This window comes from Rhizobium sp. GCM10022189, assembly GCF_042656325.1.
In the GTDB taxonomy this organism is placed as follows: domain Bacteria; phylum Pseudomonadota; class Alphaproteobacteria; order Rhizobiales; family Rhizobiaceae; genus Rhizobium.
The window spans coordinates 41623-59975 of sequence record NZ_JBHSOR010000029.1; the positions used below are offsets into that span (position 1 = coordinate 41623).

Genomic DNA, 18353 nt, shown 5'->3' on the forward strand with positions numbered 1-18353 from the left:
CATCCACGGCGCCAACGATGCGCCGGTGCTGGCCGTGCAGACCGGCACGCAGAATGCCACCACCGGCTCCGCCTTCTCCTTCGTGCTGCCGAGCACGACCTTCACCGATGTCGACAGCAGCGAGACGCTGACCTACACGGCAACGTCCGCCGACGGTACGGCGCTGCCTGCCTGGCTGAGCTTCAATGCCACGACGCGGACGTTCTCCGGCACGCCGGCGACATCGGGCACCTATGGCGTCAGGGTAACGGCAACCGATCTTGGCGGCCTGTCGGCCAGCGAGACCTTCAATATCGCCGTATCGACACCCGGCAACGCGACACCGACGGCGGTTGCCGATGCGGGTGACGCGACGGAGAAGGGCGGGGTGGCGAACGGCTCGGGCGGCGTGGTTGCGAGCGGCAACGTCCTGACCAACGACACCGATGCGGATGCCGGCGACACCAAGACGGTGACGGCAGTCCGCTTCGGTTCGACATCAGGCACGCTCGGCACGGCGCTGAACGGCACCTATGGCAGTCTCGTGCTCAACGCGTCGGGCGCCTACACCTATGCCGTCAACGAGAGCAATGCCGCCGTCCAGGCACTGCGCCAGTCGACCAACACGCTGAGCGAGGTCTTCAGCTACACGATGCGTGACACGGCCGGTGCCACGGCCACGGCCAATATCACCATCACCATCCACGGCGCCAACGATGCGCCGGTGCTGGCCGTGCAGACCGGCACGCAAAATGCCACCACCGGTTCCGCCTTCTCCTTCGTGCTGCCGAGCACGACCTTCACCGATGTCGACAGCAGCGAGACGCTGACCTACACGGCAACGTCCGCCGACGGCACGGCGCTGCCCGCCTGGCTGAGCTTCAATGCCACGACGCGGACATTCTCCGGCACGCCGACGGCATCGGGCACCTATGGCGTCAGGGTAACGGCAACCGATCTTGGCGGCCTGTCGGCCAGCGAGACTTTCAACGTTGCGGTATCGACGGCGCCTGCGACCTACAGCCTGTTTTCCGCCTCCAGCACGCCGGCCCAGACGAACCTCAACGACGGTCAGCAGCTTGAGGTCGGGGTCAAGTTCCAGTCGAATGTCGCCGGCGAAATCACCGGCATCAAGTTCTATCGCAGCGCCAACGACAACGGGCAGAACGTCGTCGACCTGTGGACCACCACGGGCACCAAGCTTGCAAGCGCCACCTTCACCAATACGACGGCGAGCGGCTGGCAGACGGTGAACTTCGCAACGCCCGTCGCAATCGCCGCCAACACCAACTATATCGCCTCCTACCACACCACCGGTGCATACGTGGCGACGGACGGCTTCTTCAACAATGCTGTGACGAACGGCCCGCTGACCGCTCAGTCAAGTGCTGTCGCCGGCGGTAACGGCGTTTACGCCTATGGCGGATCCGCCACCACGGGGCTCTTCCCGAACAACACCTACGATTCAGCAAATTACTACGCCGATGTGGTCTTCCGCCCGCAACTTGCCGCATGAGACATCGCAAGGAGGTTACGAACGGGATTCGAATGAAGGCTCATATGACGCAAATGCCGACCGCTCCGAGCGCCCGCATTCAAGGCATGCCGACAACCGCGATCGAGCGGCTTCCCGTCACCGTGCTCGCCGGCTTTCTCGGCGCCGGCAAGACGACGCTTCTCAGCCATATCCTGAACAATCGTGAGGGTCTGCGGGTCGCCGTCATCGTCAACGACATGAGCGAAGTGAACATCGACGCGGACCTCATTCGAGACAGTGGCTGCAACCTCTCCCATACGACGGAGGCCCTGGTCGAGCTCAGCAATGGCTGCATATGCTGCACCCTGCGCAACGACCTGCTGACGGAGGTGCGGCGACTGGCCGAAGAAGGACGATACGACTATCTGCTGATCGAAGGCACCGGGATTGCCGAGCCGCGACCGATCGCGGCAACCTTTTCCTTTCGCGACGAAAACGGCATTTCGCTTTCCGATTTTGCCAGGCTCGACACGATGGTCACGGTCGTCGACGCTGCGAACCTGCTGGCCGACTACAGCAGCGCCGACCTGCTTGCCGACCGCGGCCTGCAGCGCGACGGTGAGGACCGGCGCACGCTCATAGACCTGCTGGTCGACCAGATCGAGTTCGCCGATGTCGTCGTGATCAACAAGATCTCGGACGTGAGCGAAGAGGTCCGCGCGGAGATCCGCAGGACAGTTGCGTCGCTCAATCCGGATGCGCGTCAGGTGGAGACGGACCTCGGCAAGGTTCCCCTGGCAGCCCTCCTCGATACCGGCCTTTTCGACGAAGAAAAGGCCGCCGCCCATCCCTTGTGGCACAAGGAATTGTACAGTCCGGGCGAGCATGTTCCGGAGACGGAAGAATACGGGGTATCGAGCTTCGTCTACCGCACGAGGCGCCCCTTCGACCCGAAGCGGTTTCGCGCATTTCTGGACGAGCCCTGGCCGGGAGTGCTGCGCGCCAAGGGGCATTTCTGGCTCGCCACGCGCCCGCGTCATGTGGGTCTGATGTCGGCGGCCGGGGCGCAGCGACGCTGCGAACCCATGGGGCTCTGGTGGGCGGCCGTTCCGCGACAGGATTGGCCGAGCCATCAGCAGTTTCATCAGCACCTGCAGAGCCGATGGCACAGCGCCTGGGGCGACCGCCGGCAGGAGCTGGTGTTTATCGGGGTCGGCATGGACGAGACAGGTGTTCGCACCGCCTTGGACGGTTGCCTCGCCAGCGCGGATCCGCGCGACTGGGCGGATCTCGAAGATCCGTTTCCGGCTTGGTAGTTCAGGGGCAGTGCTGCGATATCTGCACTGTGACCGCACGGACGCAGGCGGTCATGGCCTGCTGCCCGGCCGGGCTCAGCCGTCGAGATAGCGTTCGGTCAAGCGTGCCCACATAGCCGCACCCACCGTCAGGGATTTGTCGGCAAAGTCGTATTTGGCGCTGTGCAGGATCGCGGATTCCACACCATTGCCAAGCCGCAGGAAGCTGCCGGGCTTGTGCTCGAGGAAATGCGAGAAATCCTCACTGCCGGGAATGAGGTTGCAGAGGGCTACATTGCCCGAACCGACAAGCTCTTCCGCGACAGTGCGGGCGAATTCGGTCTCCGCTTCCGAATTGACGACCACGGGGTGCCCCCGCGTGTATTCGATTTCCGCGGTTGCACCGTAACCTTCGGCAATCGTCTCAGTGAGCTTGCGGATCCTGACCTCCAGCGTGTCACGCACCTTCGGATCGAAGGAGCGGATGCTGAGCAGCAGTTTCGCGCTTTCGGGGATGACGTTTGCGGCCTCGCCGGCATGGATCGCGCCGACCGTCACGACGGCGGTCTGTGTCGGATCGATGCTGCGCGAGACGACCGATTGCAGGCTGACGACGAGGTTGCAGGCAATGACCACCGGATCGACGGTCAGATGCGGCCGCGAGGCGTGGCCGCCCTTGCCCTTGATGACGATCTCGGCGCTGTCGGCAGCCGCCATCAGCGGGCCTGATCGCATCAGCCAGGTTCCCTCGGGCGCGCCGGGGTGGTTGTGCAGGCCGAAGATGACGTCGAAGGGAAAGCGCTCGAACAGGCCGTCTGCGATCATTGCCGGGGCGCCGCTCAGGGCGCCGGCCTCCTCGGCCGGCTGGAAAATCAGATTGACGGTGCCGTTGAAGCGGCGCGTGCGCGCCAGATATTCGGCCGCGCCGAGAAGGATTGTCGTGTGGCCGTCATGTCCGCAGGCATGCATCTTGCCGGCGACCGTGCTGGCATAGGGGCGACCGGTTTCTTCGGTGATCGGTAGGGCATCCATGTCGGCGCGGATGGCGATGCTCTTCGTTCCGGCACCGACCGTCATGCGCGCAACCACGCCATGGCCGCCGACATTGCGGGTCACGTCATAACCCCAGGATTCGAGCTTTTCGGCAACGAAACGCGCGGTTTCGGCTTCCTCGAAGGAGAGCTCGGGATGGGCGTGGAGATGCCGGCGGATGGCCGTCAATTCGGCCTCCATCGGTTCGAAATCGGAGAGGCGGGCAAAATCATTGTCGAGGGACATGGCAGTTCCAGTTTCATGGGGCGCGGTATCGCCGGCCGGCTGAGGTCGAAGCCAGCCTGCAGGGCAAGGCAGGAGGAGCCGCCGCGCTAGATGAAGCGCGACAGGAAGCTTCTGGTGCGGGGGTGCTGGGGGTTGCCGATCACGTCTTCCGGCTTGCCCTGTTCCACGACCTTGCCGCCATCCATGAAGACGACGCGGTCGGCCGCCTCCCGGGCGAAGCCGATCTCATGGGTGACGACGATCATCGTCAGGCCCTGGTTTGCGAGATCCCGCATTGTGGCGAGAACCTCGCCGACCAGTTCGGGGTCGAGCGCGGAGGTCGGCTCGTCGAAGAGCATCAGTTTCGGCTTGATGGCCAGCGCGCGGGCGATCGCCACGCGCTGCTGCTGGCCGCCGGAAAGCTGGCGCGGATAGCTGTCGGCCTTGGCCGAAAGCCCGACCCGGTCCAGGAGCCTCAGCGCATTTTCGGTGGCGACCTTGCGGCTCTCGCCGTGGATGCCGACCGGCGCCTCGATAATGTTCTGCAGCGCCGTCATATGCGGGTAGAGATTGAACTGCTGGAACACCATGCCGATCTTGCGGCGCTGCAGGGCGATCGCATGGTTCGACAGCTGCAGCAGACGGTCCTTGTGCAGGCGGTAGCCGATCTGTTCGCCATCCACCTCGATCGAACCCCGGTTGATGGATTCGAGGTGGTTGATGCAGCGCAGGAACGTCGACTTGCCGGAACCGGACGGGCCAAGGACGACGACGACCTCGCCGGGCGCGACATCGAGATCGATCCCTTTCAGCACTTCCAGATCCGCGAAGGACTTGTGGACGTTGCGTGCCCTGACGAGCGGCTCGACGGTGGAGATCTCGTTCATGCGCCTGCCTCCGTTGCCTGTGCCATGACAGCCGCTTCCTTTACGGGCCTGGCGGCACCGGTACGGCGATCGCTGCGGCTGTAATAGCGCTCGATATAGGCCTGGCCGACATTCAGGACCGATGTGATCAGCAGATACCAGAGAACGGCGACGAGCAGCATCGGCACGATTTCGAAAGTGCGGTTGTAGATCGACTGCACCGAATAGAGGAGATCGGCCATGGCGATAACGCTGACGAGCGAGGTTGCCTTGATCATGCTGATCAGCTGGTTGCCGGTCGGCGGAACGATCGAGCGCATGGCTTGCGGAATGATGATGCGGCGAAGCGCGCGGATGCGCGTCATGCCGAAGGCTTCGGCCGTTTCGAACTGACCCTTGTCCACCGAAAGCAACCCGCCGCGGATGATTTCCGCCATATAGGCGGATTCGTTAAGGGCGAGCCCCGCAATCGCGGCCGTCATCGGGCTGATCACCGAATTCGTATCCCAGCTCATGAAGGTCGGGCCGAAGGGAATGCCGATCGACAGGGTCGGAAACAATGTCGAGAGATTGTACCAGAAGATCAGCTGTACCAGCAGCGGGGTTCCGCGGAAGAACCAGATGAACAGGGAGGCGAGCGAACTTGCCAGCCGGTCCCGGGACATTCGCGCGACGGCCAGAACGAGGCCGAGCGCGATGCCGATGGCCATCGCCACCACAGTCAGGCCGAGCGAGACGTAGAGGCCTTTGACGACGGTCGGGTCGAAGAAATATCGGGCGACGACCGGCCAGCCGAAATTCTCGTTATTTGCGACCGACCAGGCCCAGTAGGCGGCGATTGCAAGCGTGACCACCCAGGCCGTCACGCGGCCCTTGGGAAAGGGCTTGTGGGCATGGGCCACATCCCGGCTTCTCGCATCGCCGGAGGGCGATGCGAGCATTTGCGTCTGTTTGCTCATTTCGGAAGCGTCCCACCGAGGTTGATGCCGGGCTCCTTGATCATGTTGTTCTCAAGGCCCCACTTCTTCATGATCGCGGCATAGGCGCCATTGTCCATCAGCACCTTGATCGCATCGCGCAGGACCGGGCCGAGCGGCGAGCCCTTTGCGACAACCGCGCCCTGATAGAGGTTCTCGAAGCCGTTCTTCTGTCCGACGCCGGTCAGTTCCAGCTGGCCGTTGGCCTGCGACACGAAATAGGTGAGCGGCGCCTGGGAAGAGAAGAAGGCATCCGACCGCTTGGAGCGAACGGCAAGGATCGAACTCGGCTGGTCGGTGAAGGACTGCACCTCGATCGCGGCCTTGCCATCGGTCTTGCATTTTTCGGCCTGCACCTGGATGACCTTTTCGGCCGAGCCGCCGGCCATGACGGCGATGCGGTTGCCGCAGGCGGTATCGAGCGAGGTGATACCCTTCGGATTGCCCTTCTGCACCGAGAAAACCACGAATTCCTGCACCCAGTCGACGAAGTCGTTGGATTCTTCACGGCTCTTGAAATCGCCGACGGGGCCGAAGGCAAACTGGTAACGGCCCGAATTGACGCCGGCGAGCAGTGCCGGCAGGCCTCCGACCGTTTCATGCTCGATCTTGACGCCGAGAATCTGGCCGAGCGCGTCGGTCAGGTCGGCGCTGGCGCCGGTCATCTCGGTACCGGTGACGATTTCATAGGGCGGAAACGAGCCGTTGTTGACCGAGATCATCTTGCCGGACGTGCGGATTGCTTCGGGCAGTTGCGCATGAAGCGCGTCGTTGACCGAAAGCTTGGGCAGGGCTGCATCTTCAGCGAAGGCCGTTCCCGAGATCACGACGCTCGTCAGAGCAAGGCATGCAATTTTCCTGATCGACATTATTCATTCCCCTGTTTGGTTCGAATTTATGCGTTTCGTCTTGCGCTCACCCGATGCGGCTACCGTCCACATCGAAGGAGAAGAGGTCTTCCGGCGTCATCAGCCGCGGCAGGATGCCCTGGATGTGAAGTTCGTTGGCGAAGTCGGCGATCATCTTGCGGTTGACCGCAAAACCGCTGGCGTCCCAGCCGACCGGAAGCTCGGCCGCAGACTTCAAAAGCTCGTCCATCATGAAGGGCGAGGTGTCGGCATATTTGCGGCGCTTGCTCAACCACATCCGCTGCGATTCATCGATCAGCTTGCTGAGCTCTTCGATCACCCACGGGTTCTGCGCGACGATGCCCGCTTTGATGCCGATCAGATGCATGCCTGGAACATAGCCCACATCATCGAAATATCGACGCTCGGCACGTCTGAAATCGGAAACGACCTGCCGGAACGGCGATCCGCCGCCGAAATAGCCGTCGGGCATGAAAGGCGTGAAGATCGCATCGAGGAAGCCTTCCTTAAGCAGGTCGACCATGGGGCGCTCGCCGGGTGCGGCTTCGATGCGGCCGGGCCGGCCGAACCCGTCAAGGCGATCGACGATCGGATGGGCTTCCGTCAGGCGGCCCGCATACCACAGGGCATCTTCGACGCCGACGCCCTCGCGGCGCAGCGCCGCTCTTGTCCAGGTATTTCCGGAGTCGCGCCATCCGGTGACGCCGATGCGCTTTCCGGCGAGCTGGCCGAGTTCGGTGACGGGGCTGTCCTTGCGGGTAATGATGCAGCGATGGCGGAAGCCGCGCATGATGAAGTTCGGAATGCCGACAATGCTCTTGTCGCCATCGATGCAAAGCTGCGTGTAGCGGCTGAAGGACATCTCCGCGACGTCGTAGTCTTCGCTTTTGCCGAGATGCGAGAGCAAGGTGCCGACGCGGTCGACCTTGATGTCAAGCTTGGGGGAGGAGACGTCGCCGAGGACCAGGGGCGTCATGTAGTCCCAGTCACGGAGGGCAAGTCGCAGGCTAAGGGGCATCGGCATTCACTCGCAATGATCTTGTTTTCGGAACAATTAAATGTTCAAATTTTTCCGATCAAATGTTATTACGTTATTGAACATTAAAAATGGCGATTAAATGAGCGATACTGTCGACGCAGCCTGGTTTGCCCAAAAATTGACCGATCGGACAATTCGGGGAATTGCGATCGAAACCAGCGCCCTGATCCGGGCCGGGGCGCTTCCCGTCGGAACGAAGCTGCCGCCGATCCGTGATCTCGCCTTTGCGCTCGGCATCAGCCCGGCGACGATCTCGGAGGCCTGGAGCGAACTGAGGCGCCAGAAGATCATTACCGGCAGGGGGCGCAACGGCACCTGGGTGAGCGGCGACCGTTTCGTGGCCAAGCCCGAACGGCTCGGCAGCGCCGGCCACTATGGAGCCGGCGTTCTCGACCTGAGCGCGGCTGTGCCGGATATCAGGCTTTTACCCAAGCTTGCGCAAGCCATGGCTTACGGAGCGTCGGCGGAAAATCTCAACAGTTACGAGCGAAGCCGTATCCTTCCGGAACTCGAAGAGGTTGTCAGAAAGACCTGGCCATACGAACCGGAGGCATTTCTGGCGACGAACGGGGGCTATAACGCCGTCTACACGCTCATCCAGGCGCTCGTCATGCCCGGTGCGTCCGTCGCCATCGAGGACCCGACCGCCATGCGGCTTCTTGACATTCTCGAAGACCGCGGCGTTCGTATCCTTCCTGTCCAGTGCGATCGGGAAGGGCCGCTGCCTGCCTCGCTCGAAGCCGCCATGAAGCTGCGGCCCGTCGCCTTCATTTTCCAGCCGCGGCTTCATTCGGTGACGGGTCAGAGCGTCAGCAGCGCGCGACTGCAGCGGCTTGGAGACATTCTTGACGGTACGGACACCTTGATTGTCGAAGATGACGGCGTCGCCGACATTTCCACGGCCCCGCGTCATTCGCTCGGCGGCCGCTTTGTCGACCGGACAATTCACATTCTTTCCTATTCAAAAACGCATGGTCCGGATCTGAGACTTGCCGTGCTCTCAAGCTCGCGGGCGATCGTCGAACAGATACAGTCCTATCGCAGCTTCAGCGCCGGCTGGACAAGCCGTATCCTGCAGGCTGCGACCGCATGGCTCCTGCGCGACCCCGTGACACAAGACACGCTGCAACATTCCCGCGACATCTACTGCCGGCGTCGAGCCGATCTGGTCGATGCCCTGCGGGAGCGTGGCATGGAAGTGGAGCATGGCGGCGGTCTGTGCGCCTGGGTTCCGGTCGTATCCGAACCCTTTGCGATGGTCACGCTGGCGGCAAGAGGCATTGCGGTTCACCCCGGCGCCAAGTTCTCCATCCTTCCCAGCGCGCATCTTCGCGTCGCGACCGCGATACTGTCCGACCGGGTAAACGACGTGGCCGACTCGATCGCACTCGCTGCCGGCCCCGTCTAGTCTGTGAGATCGCTGCGGCTGTCCCGAGGGCGCCGGCCTGTCTCAAAATAGGCGAAAACGCAATCAATGCGGGAAGTTTTAACTGTAAAAAATCAAATCACAAGCAGAACACGAATGTGCCGCATTAATGTGGCATTGTTGGCATCGTTCTCTTGATCGGTTCAATCTCAATCAGGCGTGGGCTGCGCAAAAGGTAAAGGCGATATGACGATTTACTATGTAAACTCAGCGACAGGATCCAACGCCAACACCGGTACGGACGAAAATTCTGCTTTTGCGACCTTGTCGAAAGTGGAATCCCTGAGACTGCAGCCCGGTGACACCGTGCTTCTTGCTGCCGGAAGCGTCTTCAACGAACAGTTCGACCTCAAGTATTCCGGCAGCACGACCGCTCCGATCACGATCGGCAGTTATGGGGAGGGCGAGGCGCCCGTTATCCACAGTAGCGCTGGGAACGGCATCGCCAGCCAGAACACGTCGAACATTGTCATCGAGAATATCAAGATCGCCGATACGGCAGGCGCGGCCATCTGGGCCGGCAATGTTTCGAACTGGACGGTCCGCAACGTCGATGTTGAACATACCGGACTATCGGGTGCCGGCTCCGTCATGTTCAGGACCGGCCAGAATATCACGATCGAAAACAGCAGGATCAGCGACGTCAACAGCGACGGCATGTGGATCGAAAAGGTCAATGGCGTCAATCTTATCAACAACACCGTGACCAACAGCCACGGAAAGACGGCTGACGCCATTCAGCTGGACCACAGCAGCAACGTTGTCATCAGCGGCAATTACCTCGACCAGACGAATGCGGCCAGCCCAAAGGGCGTACTGGTGCTCGGCACGGTCGAAAACGCCGTCGTCGAGAACAATACGCTGGTCGGCGGCGGCTTTGGAATCAGCGCGCAGGCCGGCACGAATATTGCCATTCATGACAATGATATCTCCGGCTACGGCGGCTATAGCTGGTCTTACGCAATCGGTCTTGGCGATGAGGGCGACACAAGGGATTACGATATATCGGGCAACCACATCCATGACGGCATCTGGGGGGTCTCGATCAGCGCCGCCAGCACCTACCCCTATATTCGCGAAGGGATCGACATTTACGGGAACACGTTTGACGACCTGTCGAAGGCGGCGCTGAAGATCGACAGGCCTGCCTCAGGCGCCTTTCACGAGAATTTCATTGCCGCCGATGTGGTGCCGACCAGCATCTCGCCGGCAATCGTGGCCGCAAATACCTTTCCCGTCAGCGACAACTACACGCTTGATGAGAGTCAGGCCCAGGCTGTCCATGTGGACAATACGCTTGCCGCTGAAGCAACGCATACTCCTGCCGATCCCACGGTTGCTTCCGCAGACAAGAACGCGAAGACGTCGTCAGACACGGTTGACGGAAACCACAGCCATCATGGCGATGACAAGTTGGGCCAGGACGCCTTTCTCTTTCGCCATTTTGTGAGTGACGGTCCCAATGCGAGCAGCCTGGATCCGGCCTACGGTGATCACGACGGCCCGAACAGTGCCTTCGATCCCGCAGGTCATGATGCCAGCGGCCATGAGGCCTCCCATCATCAGATCGCAGATGCGGCTATGCATCAGACCGACTTGCACACACCCAACGTCTCCGCCGATTGGGATAGCCTTCTGCTCTGACAACAGGCAATCCAATCAATCGCGAAGGTTTCTGCGACCTTTCGGCCCGCAAGTCGCAGCTTTGATGCAGCAGCTGCGGGATACGGTCAGTGCAGCTCGATATTTATGTCCGCCAGTAGCGGCTCCAGACCAGGAAGATCTTCGTTCGTGGCCCTGCGCAGCTCCCGCGTGACCGCCGTCAACGCCAGATCGAGAGATTGGGCGCCCAGGTCGATCTTCAAATCTTCCGCCACCGCCTTTGCGTAGGTAATCATCCGAGCCAGAGCCATCAGCTCTTCAAGATTGTCCGTGGCCGCTGCCGATGCGTACTGGCGCTTTCCCGACCCTATGACCGACATATCGACTCTCCAGGTTGTGCGGATAAGCATAAGGACAGTTCAGTACTAAAGTGCGTGAAAAACGCGTGAAACACCTTATAGGTGCAAAGGTGCCTAAGCCTTTGAGCGGGCCAGTTGTTCTGACCAGAGCGTGGTTTCTCTGAACTCCCAATGGCGGTTTATCGGCTTGCGCCGATCGTCCGCGTCGCCAACGGCATCGAGAAGCGCCAGGGCGTCGATCCGTTTCTGATCGATGGCGTGCGTCTTCAACATGTTCAGCCAGTATTGCCTTTGCGATTCCGGTATTGCGGCACATGCGTGCACAATGAGAGACCAGCTTCTCTTCTTGAAGAAGAGGCCTGCGGCGGTTTGTTCGAGGGCCAGGCGAAGGGTTTTGTCGAAGAGCCGCAGTCTTTCCATCTCGTCCAGCGTGCTTCTCACATTGACCATCGGCACCGTCAGCGGCCTGCCGCCCATTTCGATTGGTTCGTGCAGAAGCGCTACGTCGGCATCGTTGTCGATGGCCCCGCTGACATAGTCGTTGAAAATCCGGCCGACGCCGATCATTCCGAAAGCGCGACATTCGGCGGCGCGCAGGGCGCCCATGCTGGCGGCGCCGAAGACCGTGACATTGAGGGAGAGAGCGAAGAGAATTTCCTTGTGCCAGACCGGCGCGGTATTTTCGAACCCGCCATCGACCAGGCCTATGACGTCGGCGCCATCTTCGACCGCCCTCAAAACATCTCCCTGGACAGCCGGCGGCCGCAGAACGATGCCTGCCCTGGCGTGGCTTGCCGCATCGGGCAAGCTCGGGCCGATGAAGACGACCTTCACGCGCTTATCGCTCTGGCAAGGGCACGCTTGCCGAAACGGTGGAGCCTGTTGCCTTCCGGGTTCTCAAGATCGGGTATGAATATCTTCACCACCGCAAACGGCAGGTTTGCAGGTGTCAGGGGGAGGGCAATCACCGAGCCGATTCCGCTGCTGCGAAGCCTCGCCAGCAGTTCCCGCAAAAGGACCGATATGTTGCCGGCCGGCCTTGCGACCGCGGCCGTAGATACGGAAGCGGGGGCGGCAAGAAAGGCGTGGCGGGTCTGTGCAGGAAGAGGTGTCGTGAACAATTCGGGCCAGACATCGTCGCGGGCGCCGCCAATATAGGTCAATCTCGACTGCAGCGCTTCCGTCACGGCGCGGATTGCCGCCCGCACGCCCCAGGGATGGGCGCCGCTTCCTCCCGTGACCTCAACGAACCGGAGCGGCACTTTGCCGGTGACGGCTGACGGGGCGACGAGTGCGGTATAGCAGGGAATGGCGATATCGCTCGTGATATCGAAGAGCTTCAAGACGAGCCCGGCAGCCTCGATCCTGTCAACCAGGCCGGAGAGCGCGGGATCGGAAAAACTTCTCGGATCGACGCAGCATGCATGGCGCTTGTCATCGCCGACGATCTGCCACAGGACATGGGCATCGCGCTCGATCCGTTCCAGGATGCCATGAAACATTGCCTCCTCGAGCGTATTGCCCGAGGCGAGCCCGTCCGACGACATCCAGAACCGGTTCCGCCGCGTCCGGTCGAGGAGGGCGGCATCCCGCGGAACGTGGATCGGCCGGTCGCAAAGCAACTCGGTTGCCAGGCTCCAGACCAGGACCTCGTCTTCGCTCAAAACTCGCTCGCCGCTTGCGACCAGACAATCGAGCGGTTCGGCATGGTCGCCCTGGCGCCGCAGCTCTCGTGCCGACGAAACCGTGGTGACGGTGACGGGTTCGCCCGCCACGGCGCGTTCCAGGGCTTCCATCGCCGCCGAGACCTTGGCGTCGATATCTTCCAATCCCTTGCCCTGCGCAATGACCAGGGACCGGGAGTTCGGCGTGAAGGCGCACCAGACCGGAAGACCGACACAATCGAGATCGGTCTGTCGTGACAGGCGCGTGATGCCCATGGCCTCTAGATAGGGAGCGACACGGGACAATGTGTCCCGCGGCGCAATCGTCCGGTCGGAATAAGGATCGGGATGACCGGTCAGCGGCGCGCGCCTTCAGCCGTCCACGTGACCGGAGAAGACAGTCTGCGCCGACGAAACGGCGACAGCGAAATCGACATTCTTGATCAATGTGCCGCCGCCTTCTCGCTGCTTGACGGCTGCCGCCAGATCGCCGCTGGCAGGCACCTGCAGCGGCGTCACGGTCCCCGCGCCGATATCCACCAGCCAAAGCCCCTTGTCGCCCGACACACCCAATACAACCACTTTCGCCATAAAAACCTCCTTCAGCTTTTTGAAAATCCGGCCTTGAAAAGACCGTCCCGGTAAAGCTCTTTCTGCCACTGCTCTTTGAATGGCACCAAGGCGAGCCATTTCTCGACTTCGAAAGCGGGATTGAGAAGCTCGGCGCGCTGCCGATAGAACTGTGCCCGTTTTCGGTCGCCGATCATTGCGCAGCTGGCGGCTGCGATGCGATAGGCCGGTGCCTTGTCTTTCATCCGATCGACATAGGCGAGCGCCTCTTCGTAACGTTCGAGGAAGTAGCTCGCCCCGGCGGCGCACCAGAGGTAGGCGTCGGGTGCGATCGGATTGAGCGAGATCGCCTTCCTGATTTTCTCCAGCGCATCCTGGGGCCGCGACGCATGGACCAGCGTGTCGGCATGGCTGTAGATCACATCGGCATAGTGCGGACTGAGGCTTTCGGCGAGGTTAAGGGCTGCAACGCTGTCGTCGACGGCGCCCTGGTAGAGCTTTGTCACGCCCAGTTCCCGATGCCCCGCCGCCGATTCCGAATCTCTCTCTATCGCCCGCAGCGCCTGATCTTCCGCGAGCTGCAGCAGGTCGGGATCGCCCTGCGCAGTCAGCAGCCACTCGCTGGTAAACGTCCGCGACAGGCCCGTGAACGCGGGCGCATAGTCCGGAGAGAAATGCAGGGCGCGCTTGAAGGATTTGCGCGCACGCCGGATGTCCGGCAAGCTCAGCTTGGTAAGCAGGCCGGCACCGACGAGATAGGAATGGTAGGCCTGAGGCTCTGCCTCGTTGCGAAGGCGAATGCTTTCGTTCCGCTTCAATTGCCCCGAAACGGCGTCCGCAAGTCTCTGCGCGATCAATCGTCTCTGCGTCGGCAGGGTTTCGACCGCCATGTCGAACCGGGCGGCCCACAAAATCTCGTCGGTCGGGAAATAGATGAGTTGCGCATAGAGCCCCTCTCCGGAAAGCCGCGTGTCCAGGAGGTAGGAAATGGAATGTCGCTGAACGACGGTCGCCTTGTCGGAATCGCGGCGGATCTGCTCGGCCGTATGGGGCGCGACAACGGATATGTTGCGCAGGGCGCAGAGCTCGATCGTGACATCCTCGATAAGGGCGTCGGCAATTGCAGCCTCTCGTGTCAGGGCCGCGGCGCCGGGGGGCAGCAGCACAAGGCGTGGCGCTGCTGTCGCAGTTATGGTCTGCGGCGGGCCGGCGTCTTGCCGCTCGATGACGCGACTGCCCGCCATTGCTACGGCTCTCGTCATCGGCGGCTGGCGTTGCGAATGATCTTCTGCCGTGCCGCGCAGGATCGAGCGAATCTGTTCGTCACCCGGAAAGGCTTCGAGAAGCTGAAGCCCCGAGCGGCGCAGAAGGCGGCGCTGTTCGTCATCGCGAATATGGTCCGCAGCCCTGACGAAGACGTCTCGAAGGGTGAGAAGATGCAGCTGCCGTTCGCGCTCGATCCAAGCATCGATTGCCCTGGTCGATGCACTGAGACCGGGAATGAAGCCGCGTTGCACAAGGTCGCTGATGGCCGCCAGCTGAGCCACCGGCTCGTCTTCCTTCCGCAATATGTCGAGATCGACCGAAATGGCGTTCCGGTTCAGGGTGACGAAAGGTGGCCCGAAATCCAATATCTGTTCGTCGGATGTCGCCGACGTTTCGCGAATGCGCGAAATCAGCTTGCGCAAATTGAGATCGGCAAGATGATCTCCCGTTTCGTTCCAGAGGAACCGCGCAAGCTCCTGCCGGCTGCGCTGCTGATCCGGCGACGAATGCAGATAGGCGAGCATCACCAGAGCCTTGACCGGATAGCGGATCGCCACGCCCAGGCCGTCTGTCAGTCGTAATTCGCCAAAGGTCTGGAGGTGAAGCACGAAAGCCCTCAGGCGCCGGTTTCGGGATGGATGATGTCGTCGATATCGGGATGTGTGTTTCTGGCCAGGCTCTTGGCAAGGGCGACGAGCTTCTGGCGGATCGTTGGGCTCTCGATTGCCATGAAGGCGCGATTGAGGGCCTGAGCATCCTTCGATGCCAAAAACGCATTCAGATCGTCCCTGCCATTGCCGACAAGGTTGTAGTCGCTCGGTTCGGTGTCGTTTTCGAAGAAGAACTGTACCGGTACGCCCAATGTCTCGGCGATCGTCTGCAGCCGGCCCGCACCGATGCGGTTCGTGCCCTTCTCATATTTCTGGATCTGCTGAAAGGTGACGCCGATCCGTTCGGCAAGTCCAACCTGCGATATGCGCAGCAGCTTGCGGCGTGCCCGCACTCTGCCGCCGACATAGGCATCGATCGAAGTGGGCGACTTGGCCTTCATGGCTGGAACCTCCGGTCAGGGCATAATCATTGCGAGGTTTGAGTCAAAATGCAACCGAAAGTAATATAATAATTTCCGTGATCGGCGCTGCGGCGCCAGTAACATTTCGCTGATATCCAGCTTTTCTGTATCGGAATCATTCGGTTGACCGTTCCGGAATGGGGTGGGAGAAGAAAAGGACCGGGCTTGAACCCTGCTAGATCTGGGGAAATTCTTGAAGGCCGATGCGATGACGGCGAGGCTCCCCTTCGGAATTGCCGATTGCGGCGCGGCGACAGATCGATCAGAGTCCTTGCCGGATCCAGGCGGGGCGCTGTAGGGAGGGTCTGCACGGAGAGCGTCATGCGCAGGACAATCAAACGAGAAGCAGATCTACTCATCACGGATGAGAAAGAGCCGGTGAAACGCAGGCTGCGCGAACGGGGCGCGGCGGAACGCCCGGTCGAACTCGACAATTTTCTGAATTTGCTGGCCCGCGCGATGCTGCATCCATCGGCTTCGACGATGGCGAGTTTTGTCGCGGGCAAAGTCTTTCAAAAGCTTGAGCGCACGGGAACGCTGCGCGACAAGCAGCCCCAAGATACCGGAATCCCCTCCGGCCTCGAGGCCGCTCTTCAAAATGCAATCGCCGCCCGAGATATTTACGCCGAGGTCGCGCAGAGCGTTCGGCGCCTCGCCGGATCGCTCGTATGGATCAGGGGCAGAAGCGGGCCATTTGCCAGCCTGAATTTTGAGAAGGCCCACGCCCACAGCGTGATTGTCGGCCCGGGCGGCCTTGAAGACCGGGCCGATATCCGGGTCGGCCTCACATATATGGAACCCTACAGCCGGTTTCCCGACCATGTGCAGCGGTTTTCCCGCGCCTTCCTGCTCTTGTCCCCCTGCGAGCTTTCAATCGCCGGAGCGAGCTGGATTTCGACCGGAATCGGCGGTGTCTTTGCTGCCGAAGCGGGACAGTCATTCGCCATGCGTTGCACCACCACCCCGCTTCTTGCGGTCTGGTGTCACGTTGAGGAGACCGGAAGGTGAACGGCAGGATGCTGACACCTTCCGTCGTGGGACGCCTTCAGGGACACCGGCAAGTGCGCGGTATGGCAACAGGTGATCGCTGCCGTCAATCCGGCAAATTTTCGTAGCCAGCTGCCAAGGGGTGTTTCTCTGTGGCTGCAGCGCTCCAGATATTAGCGAGGCGCAGGCACGTCGATGCCGGCAAGCCGCCAATCGAGGGAGACGTTCCATGACTGCACCGCATCCTCCAAGAACCCATATCGGCAATCATCCCCTGCATCCGGAAACCCAGATGCTGAACTATGGTTACGACCCGGAACTCTCCGAAGGCGCCGTCAAGCCGCCGGTCTTCCTGACGTCCACGTTCGTTTTCAACTCCGCCGAAGACGGCCGCGATTTCTTCGATTACGTCTCTGGCCGGAAAGAGCCGCCGGAGGGTAAGGGAGCAGGCCTCGTCTATTCGCGCTTCAACCATCCGAACAGCGAGATCGTCGAGGACCGCCTGGCGGTCTACGAGCGGGCCGAGAGCGGCGCGGTGTTTTCGTCGGGAATGTCGGCCATCGCGACGGTCCTGCTCGCCTTCGTGCGCCCGGGAGATGCCATCCTCCACTCGCAGCCGCTTTATGGCGGGACGGAAACGTTGCTTGCGAAGACCTTCCTCAATTTTGGCGTTTCCGCCGTCGGTTTCGCCGATGGCGTCAGCGAGGCCTCGGTAGGGGCCGCAGCCGAGGAGGCAATGGTGAAGGGCCGCGTTTCGGTCATCCTCATCGAGACGCCGGCAAACCCGACGAACAGCCTTGTTGATGTCGCGATGATCCGACGTATTGCCGATGCGATCGGTCAGAGGCAGGGACACACGCCCATTGTCGCCTGCGACAACACGTTGCTCGGCCCCGTCTTCCAGCGTCCGATCGAACATGGCGCAGATATCTCCCTTTATTCCCTCACCAAATATGTCGGCGGCCATTCGGATCTGATTGCCGGCGCGGCGCTCGGCAGCCGGGCGCTCATCAGACAGGTGAAGTCGCTTCGCGGCGCCATCGGCACGCAGCTCGACCCGCATTCGTGCTGGATGCTCGGGCGTTCGCTCGAAACGCTGCAGATCCGCATGGAGCGGGCCGACAGCAATGCCAGGGCGGTTGCGGACTTCCTTAGGCAGCATCCCAAGGTCGAGACGATCCATTACCTGCCTTACAGCGATCCCGGCTCCGCCGTCGGCAGGACCTTTGCGGCCCAGTGCAGCGGCGCCGGTTCGACGTTCTCTTTCGATATCCAGGGCGGCCAGCCAGCCTCGTTCCGGTTTCTGAACGCGCTGAAAATCTTCAAGCTTGCCGTCAGCCTCGGCGGAACGGAGTCGCTGGCATCGCATCCGGCAACCATGACGCATTCGGGGGTGCCGGCCGAGGTGCGCCAGCGCATCGGCGTCCTCGAAGCGACGATCAGGTTGTCGATCGGCATCGAACATCCAGACGACCTGATCGCCGATCTCACGCCGGCGCTCGATGCGGCGTAAGCCTCGCAGATTCGAGCCCTATCGGCCGTATCGGCGGCGGGGATAACGTTTCCGCCCGCTGGCGGCCAGAAATGCGTGCGCAGCCATTGTCCTCGGCGCGCTACGCGCCATGTGATTGCTCTTGGCAACAGCTTC

At 61.5% G+C, this 18353-nt stretch carries 17 protein-coding genes; 6 read left to right on the plus strand and 11 right to left on the minus strand.

Annotated elements, in window-relative coordinates; translation table 11 throughout:
* Both ACFPWW_RS12565 and ACFPWW_RS12570 read left to right on the plus strand, forming a co-directional pair.
* The coding region (locus ACFPWW_RS12565) for a DUF4082 domain-containing protein (RefSeq protein ID WP_377311884.1) at nt 1–1495 on the plus strand (1495 nt) is incomplete at its 5' end.
* 53 nt (nt 1496–1548) lie between these two features.
* The gene (locus tag ACFPWW_RS12570; RefSeq protein ID WP_377311945.1) at nt 1549–2772 is read left to right on the plus strand and encodes a GTP-binding protein; all 1224 of its coding nucleotides are present in this window, start codon (nt 1549–1551) and stop codon (nt 2770–2772) included.
* 75 nt (nt 2773–2847) lie between these two features.
* On the opposite strand, the gene ACFPWW_RS12575 is transcribed toward ACFPWW_RS12570, so the two are convergent.
* The 5 genes from ACFPWW_RS12575 to ACFPWW_RS12595 form a co-directional block, all read right to left on the minus strand.
* Nucleotides 2848–4029 carry a M20 aminoacylase family protein gene (locus tag ACFPWW_RS12575; protein WP_112705127.1) on the minus strand — a complete coding sequence of 394 codons (1182 nt, stop codon included), beginning with the start codon at nt 4027–4029 and terminating at the stop codon, nt 2848–2850.
* Nucleotides 4030–4115: 86 nt separating this feature from the next.
* The gene (locus tag ACFPWW_RS12580; RefSeq protein WP_112705128.1) at nt 4116–4895 is read right to left on the minus strand and encodes an amino acid ABC transporter ATP-binding protein; all 780 of its coding nucleotides are present in this window, start codon (nt 4893–4895) and stop codon (nt 4116–4118) included.
* Entirely contained in the window at nt 4892–5833 is a 942-nt protein-coding gene (locus ACFPWW_RS12585) for an amino acid ABC transporter permease (protein ID WP_377311885.1), read from the minus strand. Before ACFPWW_RS12585 ends, ACFPWW_RS12580 begins: the two co-directional genes overlap by 4 nt.
* Nucleotides 5830–6720 (minus strand): ABC transporter substrate-binding protein, encoded by an 891-nt coding sequence (locus tag ACFPWW_RS12590; protein WP_112569810.1) that lies wholly within the window; start codon nt 6718–6720, stop codon nt 5830–5832. The genes ACFPWW_RS12585 and ACFPWW_RS12590 overlap by 4 nt, the downstream gene beginning before the upstream one ends.
* A gap of 46 nt (nt 6721–6766) precedes the next feature.
* The gene (locus ACFPWW_RS12595) at nt 6767–7738 is read right to left on the minus strand and encodes a nitrate ABC transporter substrate-binding protein (protein ID WP_112754991.1); all 972 of its coding nucleotides are present in this window, start codon (nt 7736–7738) and stop codon (nt 6767–6769) included.
* Between the two features lie 100 nt (nt 7739–7838).
* On the opposite strand from ACFPWW_RS12595, the gene ACFPWW_RS12600 reads away from it, so the two are divergent.
* Together ACFPWW_RS12600 and ACFPWW_RS12605 are read left to right on the plus strand one after the other, a co-directional pair.
* Nucleotides 7839–9167: a PLP-dependent aminotransferase family protein gene (locus ACFPWW_RS12600; RefSeq protein ID WP_377311886.1), complete on the plus strand. Its 1329-nt coding sequence runs from the start codon at nt 7839–7841 to the stop codon at nt 9165–9167.
* A 204-nt stretch (nt 9168–9371) separates the two neighbouring features.
* Nucleotides 9372–10829: a right-handed parallel beta-helix repeat-containing protein gene (locus tag ACFPWW_RS12605; protein WP_377311947.1), complete on the plus strand. Its 1458-nt coding sequence runs from the start codon at nt 9372–9374 to the stop codon at nt 10827–10829.
* Nucleotides 10830–10915: 86 nt separating this feature from the next.
* On the opposite strand, the gene ACFPWW_RS12610 is transcribed toward ACFPWW_RS12605, so the two are convergent.
* From ACFPWW_RS12610 to ACFPWW_RS12635, 6 genes are all read right to left on the minus strand, one after another.
* Nucleotides 10916–11167 carry a hypothetical protein gene (locus tag ACFPWW_RS12610; protein ID WP_377311887.1) on the minus strand — a complete coding sequence of 84 codons (252 nt, stop codon included), beginning with the start codon at nt 11165–11167 and terminating at the stop codon, nt 10916–10918.
* Nucleotides 11168–11260: 93 nt separating this feature from the next.
* Nucleotides 11261–11980 (minus strand): TfuA-like protein, encoded by a 720-nt coding sequence (locus ACFPWW_RS12615; RefSeq protein WP_112569816.1) that lies wholly within the window; start codon nt 11978–11980, stop codon nt 11261–11263.
* Complete coding sequence (locus ACFPWW_RS12620; RefSeq protein WP_377311949.1) at nt 11977–13134, minus strand: YcaO-like family protein; 1158 nt, start codon at nt 13132–13134, stop codon at nt 11977–11979. Before ACFPWW_RS12620 ends, ACFPWW_RS12615 begins: the two co-directional genes overlap by 4 nt.
* 48 nt (nt 13135–13182) lie before the next feature.
* Complete coding sequence (locus ACFPWW_RS12625; RefSeq protein WP_112569926.1) at nt 13183–13401, minus strand: hypothetical protein; 219 nt, start codon at nt 13399–13401, stop codon at nt 13183–13185.
* An 11-nt stretch (nt 13402–13412) separates the two neighbouring features.
* Entirely contained in the window at nt 13413–15254 is a 1842-nt protein-coding gene (locus ACFPWW_RS12630) for a peptide antibiotic resistance protein (RefSeq protein WP_377311888.1), read from the minus strand.
* Between the two features lie 8 nt (nt 15255–15262).
* Complete coding sequence (locus ACFPWW_RS12635; protein ID WP_112754925.1) at nt 15263–15697, minus strand: helix-turn-helix domain-containing protein; 435 nt, start codon at nt 15695–15697, stop codon at nt 15263–15265.
* A gap of 342 nt (nt 15698–16039) precedes the next feature.
* Between ACFPWW_RS12635 and ACFPWW_RS12640 the strand changes: the two genes are divergently transcribed.
* Together ACFPWW_RS12640 and ACFPWW_RS12645 are read left to right on the plus strand one after the other, a co-directional pair.
* Entirely contained in the window at nt 16040–16726 is a 687-nt protein-coding gene (locus ACFPWW_RS12640; protein WP_112569824.1) for a dimethylsulfonioproprionate lyase family protein, read from the plus strand.
* 208 nt (nt 16727–16934) lie between these two features.
* The gene (locus tag ACFPWW_RS12645) at nt 16935–18218 is read left to right on the plus strand and encodes a cystathionine gamma-synthase family protein (RefSeq protein ID WP_377311889.1); all 1284 of its coding nucleotides are present in this window, start codon (nt 16935–16937) and stop codon (nt 18216–18218) included.
* The last annotated feature ends 135 nt before the right edge of the window (nt 18219–18353 follow it).

Excerpts from the sequence above, each read along its gene's own strand:
- ACFPWW_RS12570 (WP_377311945.1), top strand. The coding sequence starts at position 1,549 with ATGCCGACCGCTCCGAGCGCCCGCATTCAAGGCATGCCGACAACCGCG.
- ACFPWW_RS12575 (WP_112705127.1), bottom strand. The coding sequence starts at position 4,029 with ATGTCCCTCGACAATGATTTTGCCCGCCTCTCCGATTTCGAACCGATG.
- ACFPWW_RS12580 (WP_112705128.1), bottom strand. The coding sequence starts at position 4,895 with ATGAACGAGATCTCCACCGTCGAGCCGCTCGTCAGGGCACGCAACGTC.
- ACFPWW_RS12585 (WP_377311885.1), bottom strand. The coding sequence starts at position 5,833 with ATGAGCAAACAGACGCAAATGCTCGCATCGCCCTCCGGCGATGCGAGA.
- ACFPWW_RS12590 (WP_112569810.1), bottom strand. The coding sequence starts at position 6,720 with ATGTCGATCAGGAAAATTGCATGCCTTGCTCTGACGAGCGTCGTGATC.
- ACFPWW_RS12595 (WP_112754991.1), bottom strand. The coding sequence starts at position 7,738 with ATGCCCCTTAGCCTGCGACTTGCCCTCCGTGACTGGGACTACATGACG.
- ACFPWW_RS12600 (WP_377311886.1), top strand. The coding sequence starts at position 7,839 with ATGAGCGATACTGTCGACGCAGCCTGGTTTGCCCAAAAATTGACCGAT.
- ACFPWW_RS12605 (WP_377311947.1), top strand. The coding sequence starts at position 9,372 with ATGACGATTTACTATGTAAACTCAGCGACAGGATCCAACGCCAACACC.
- ACFPWW_RS12610 (WP_377311887.1), bottom strand. The coding sequence starts at position 11,167 with ATGTCGGTCATAGGGTCGGGAAAGCGCCAGTACGCATCGGCAGCGGCC.
- ACFPWW_RS12625 (WP_112569926.1), bottom strand. The coding sequence starts at position 13,401 with ATGGCGAAAGTGGTTGTATTGGGTGTGTCGGGCGACAAGGGGCTTTGG.
- ACFPWW_RS12635 (WP_112754925.1), bottom strand. The coding sequence starts at position 15,697 with ATGAAGGCCAAGTCGCCCACTTCGATCGATGCCTATGTCGGCGGCAGA.
- ACFPWW_RS12640 (WP_112569824.1), top strand. The coding sequence starts at position 16,040 with ATGCGCAGGACAATCAAACGAGAAGCAGATCTACTCATCACGGATGAG.
- ACFPWW_RS12645 (WP_377311889.1), top strand. The coding sequence starts at position 16,935 with ATGACTGCACCGCATCCTCCAAGAACCCATATCGGCAATCATCCCCTG.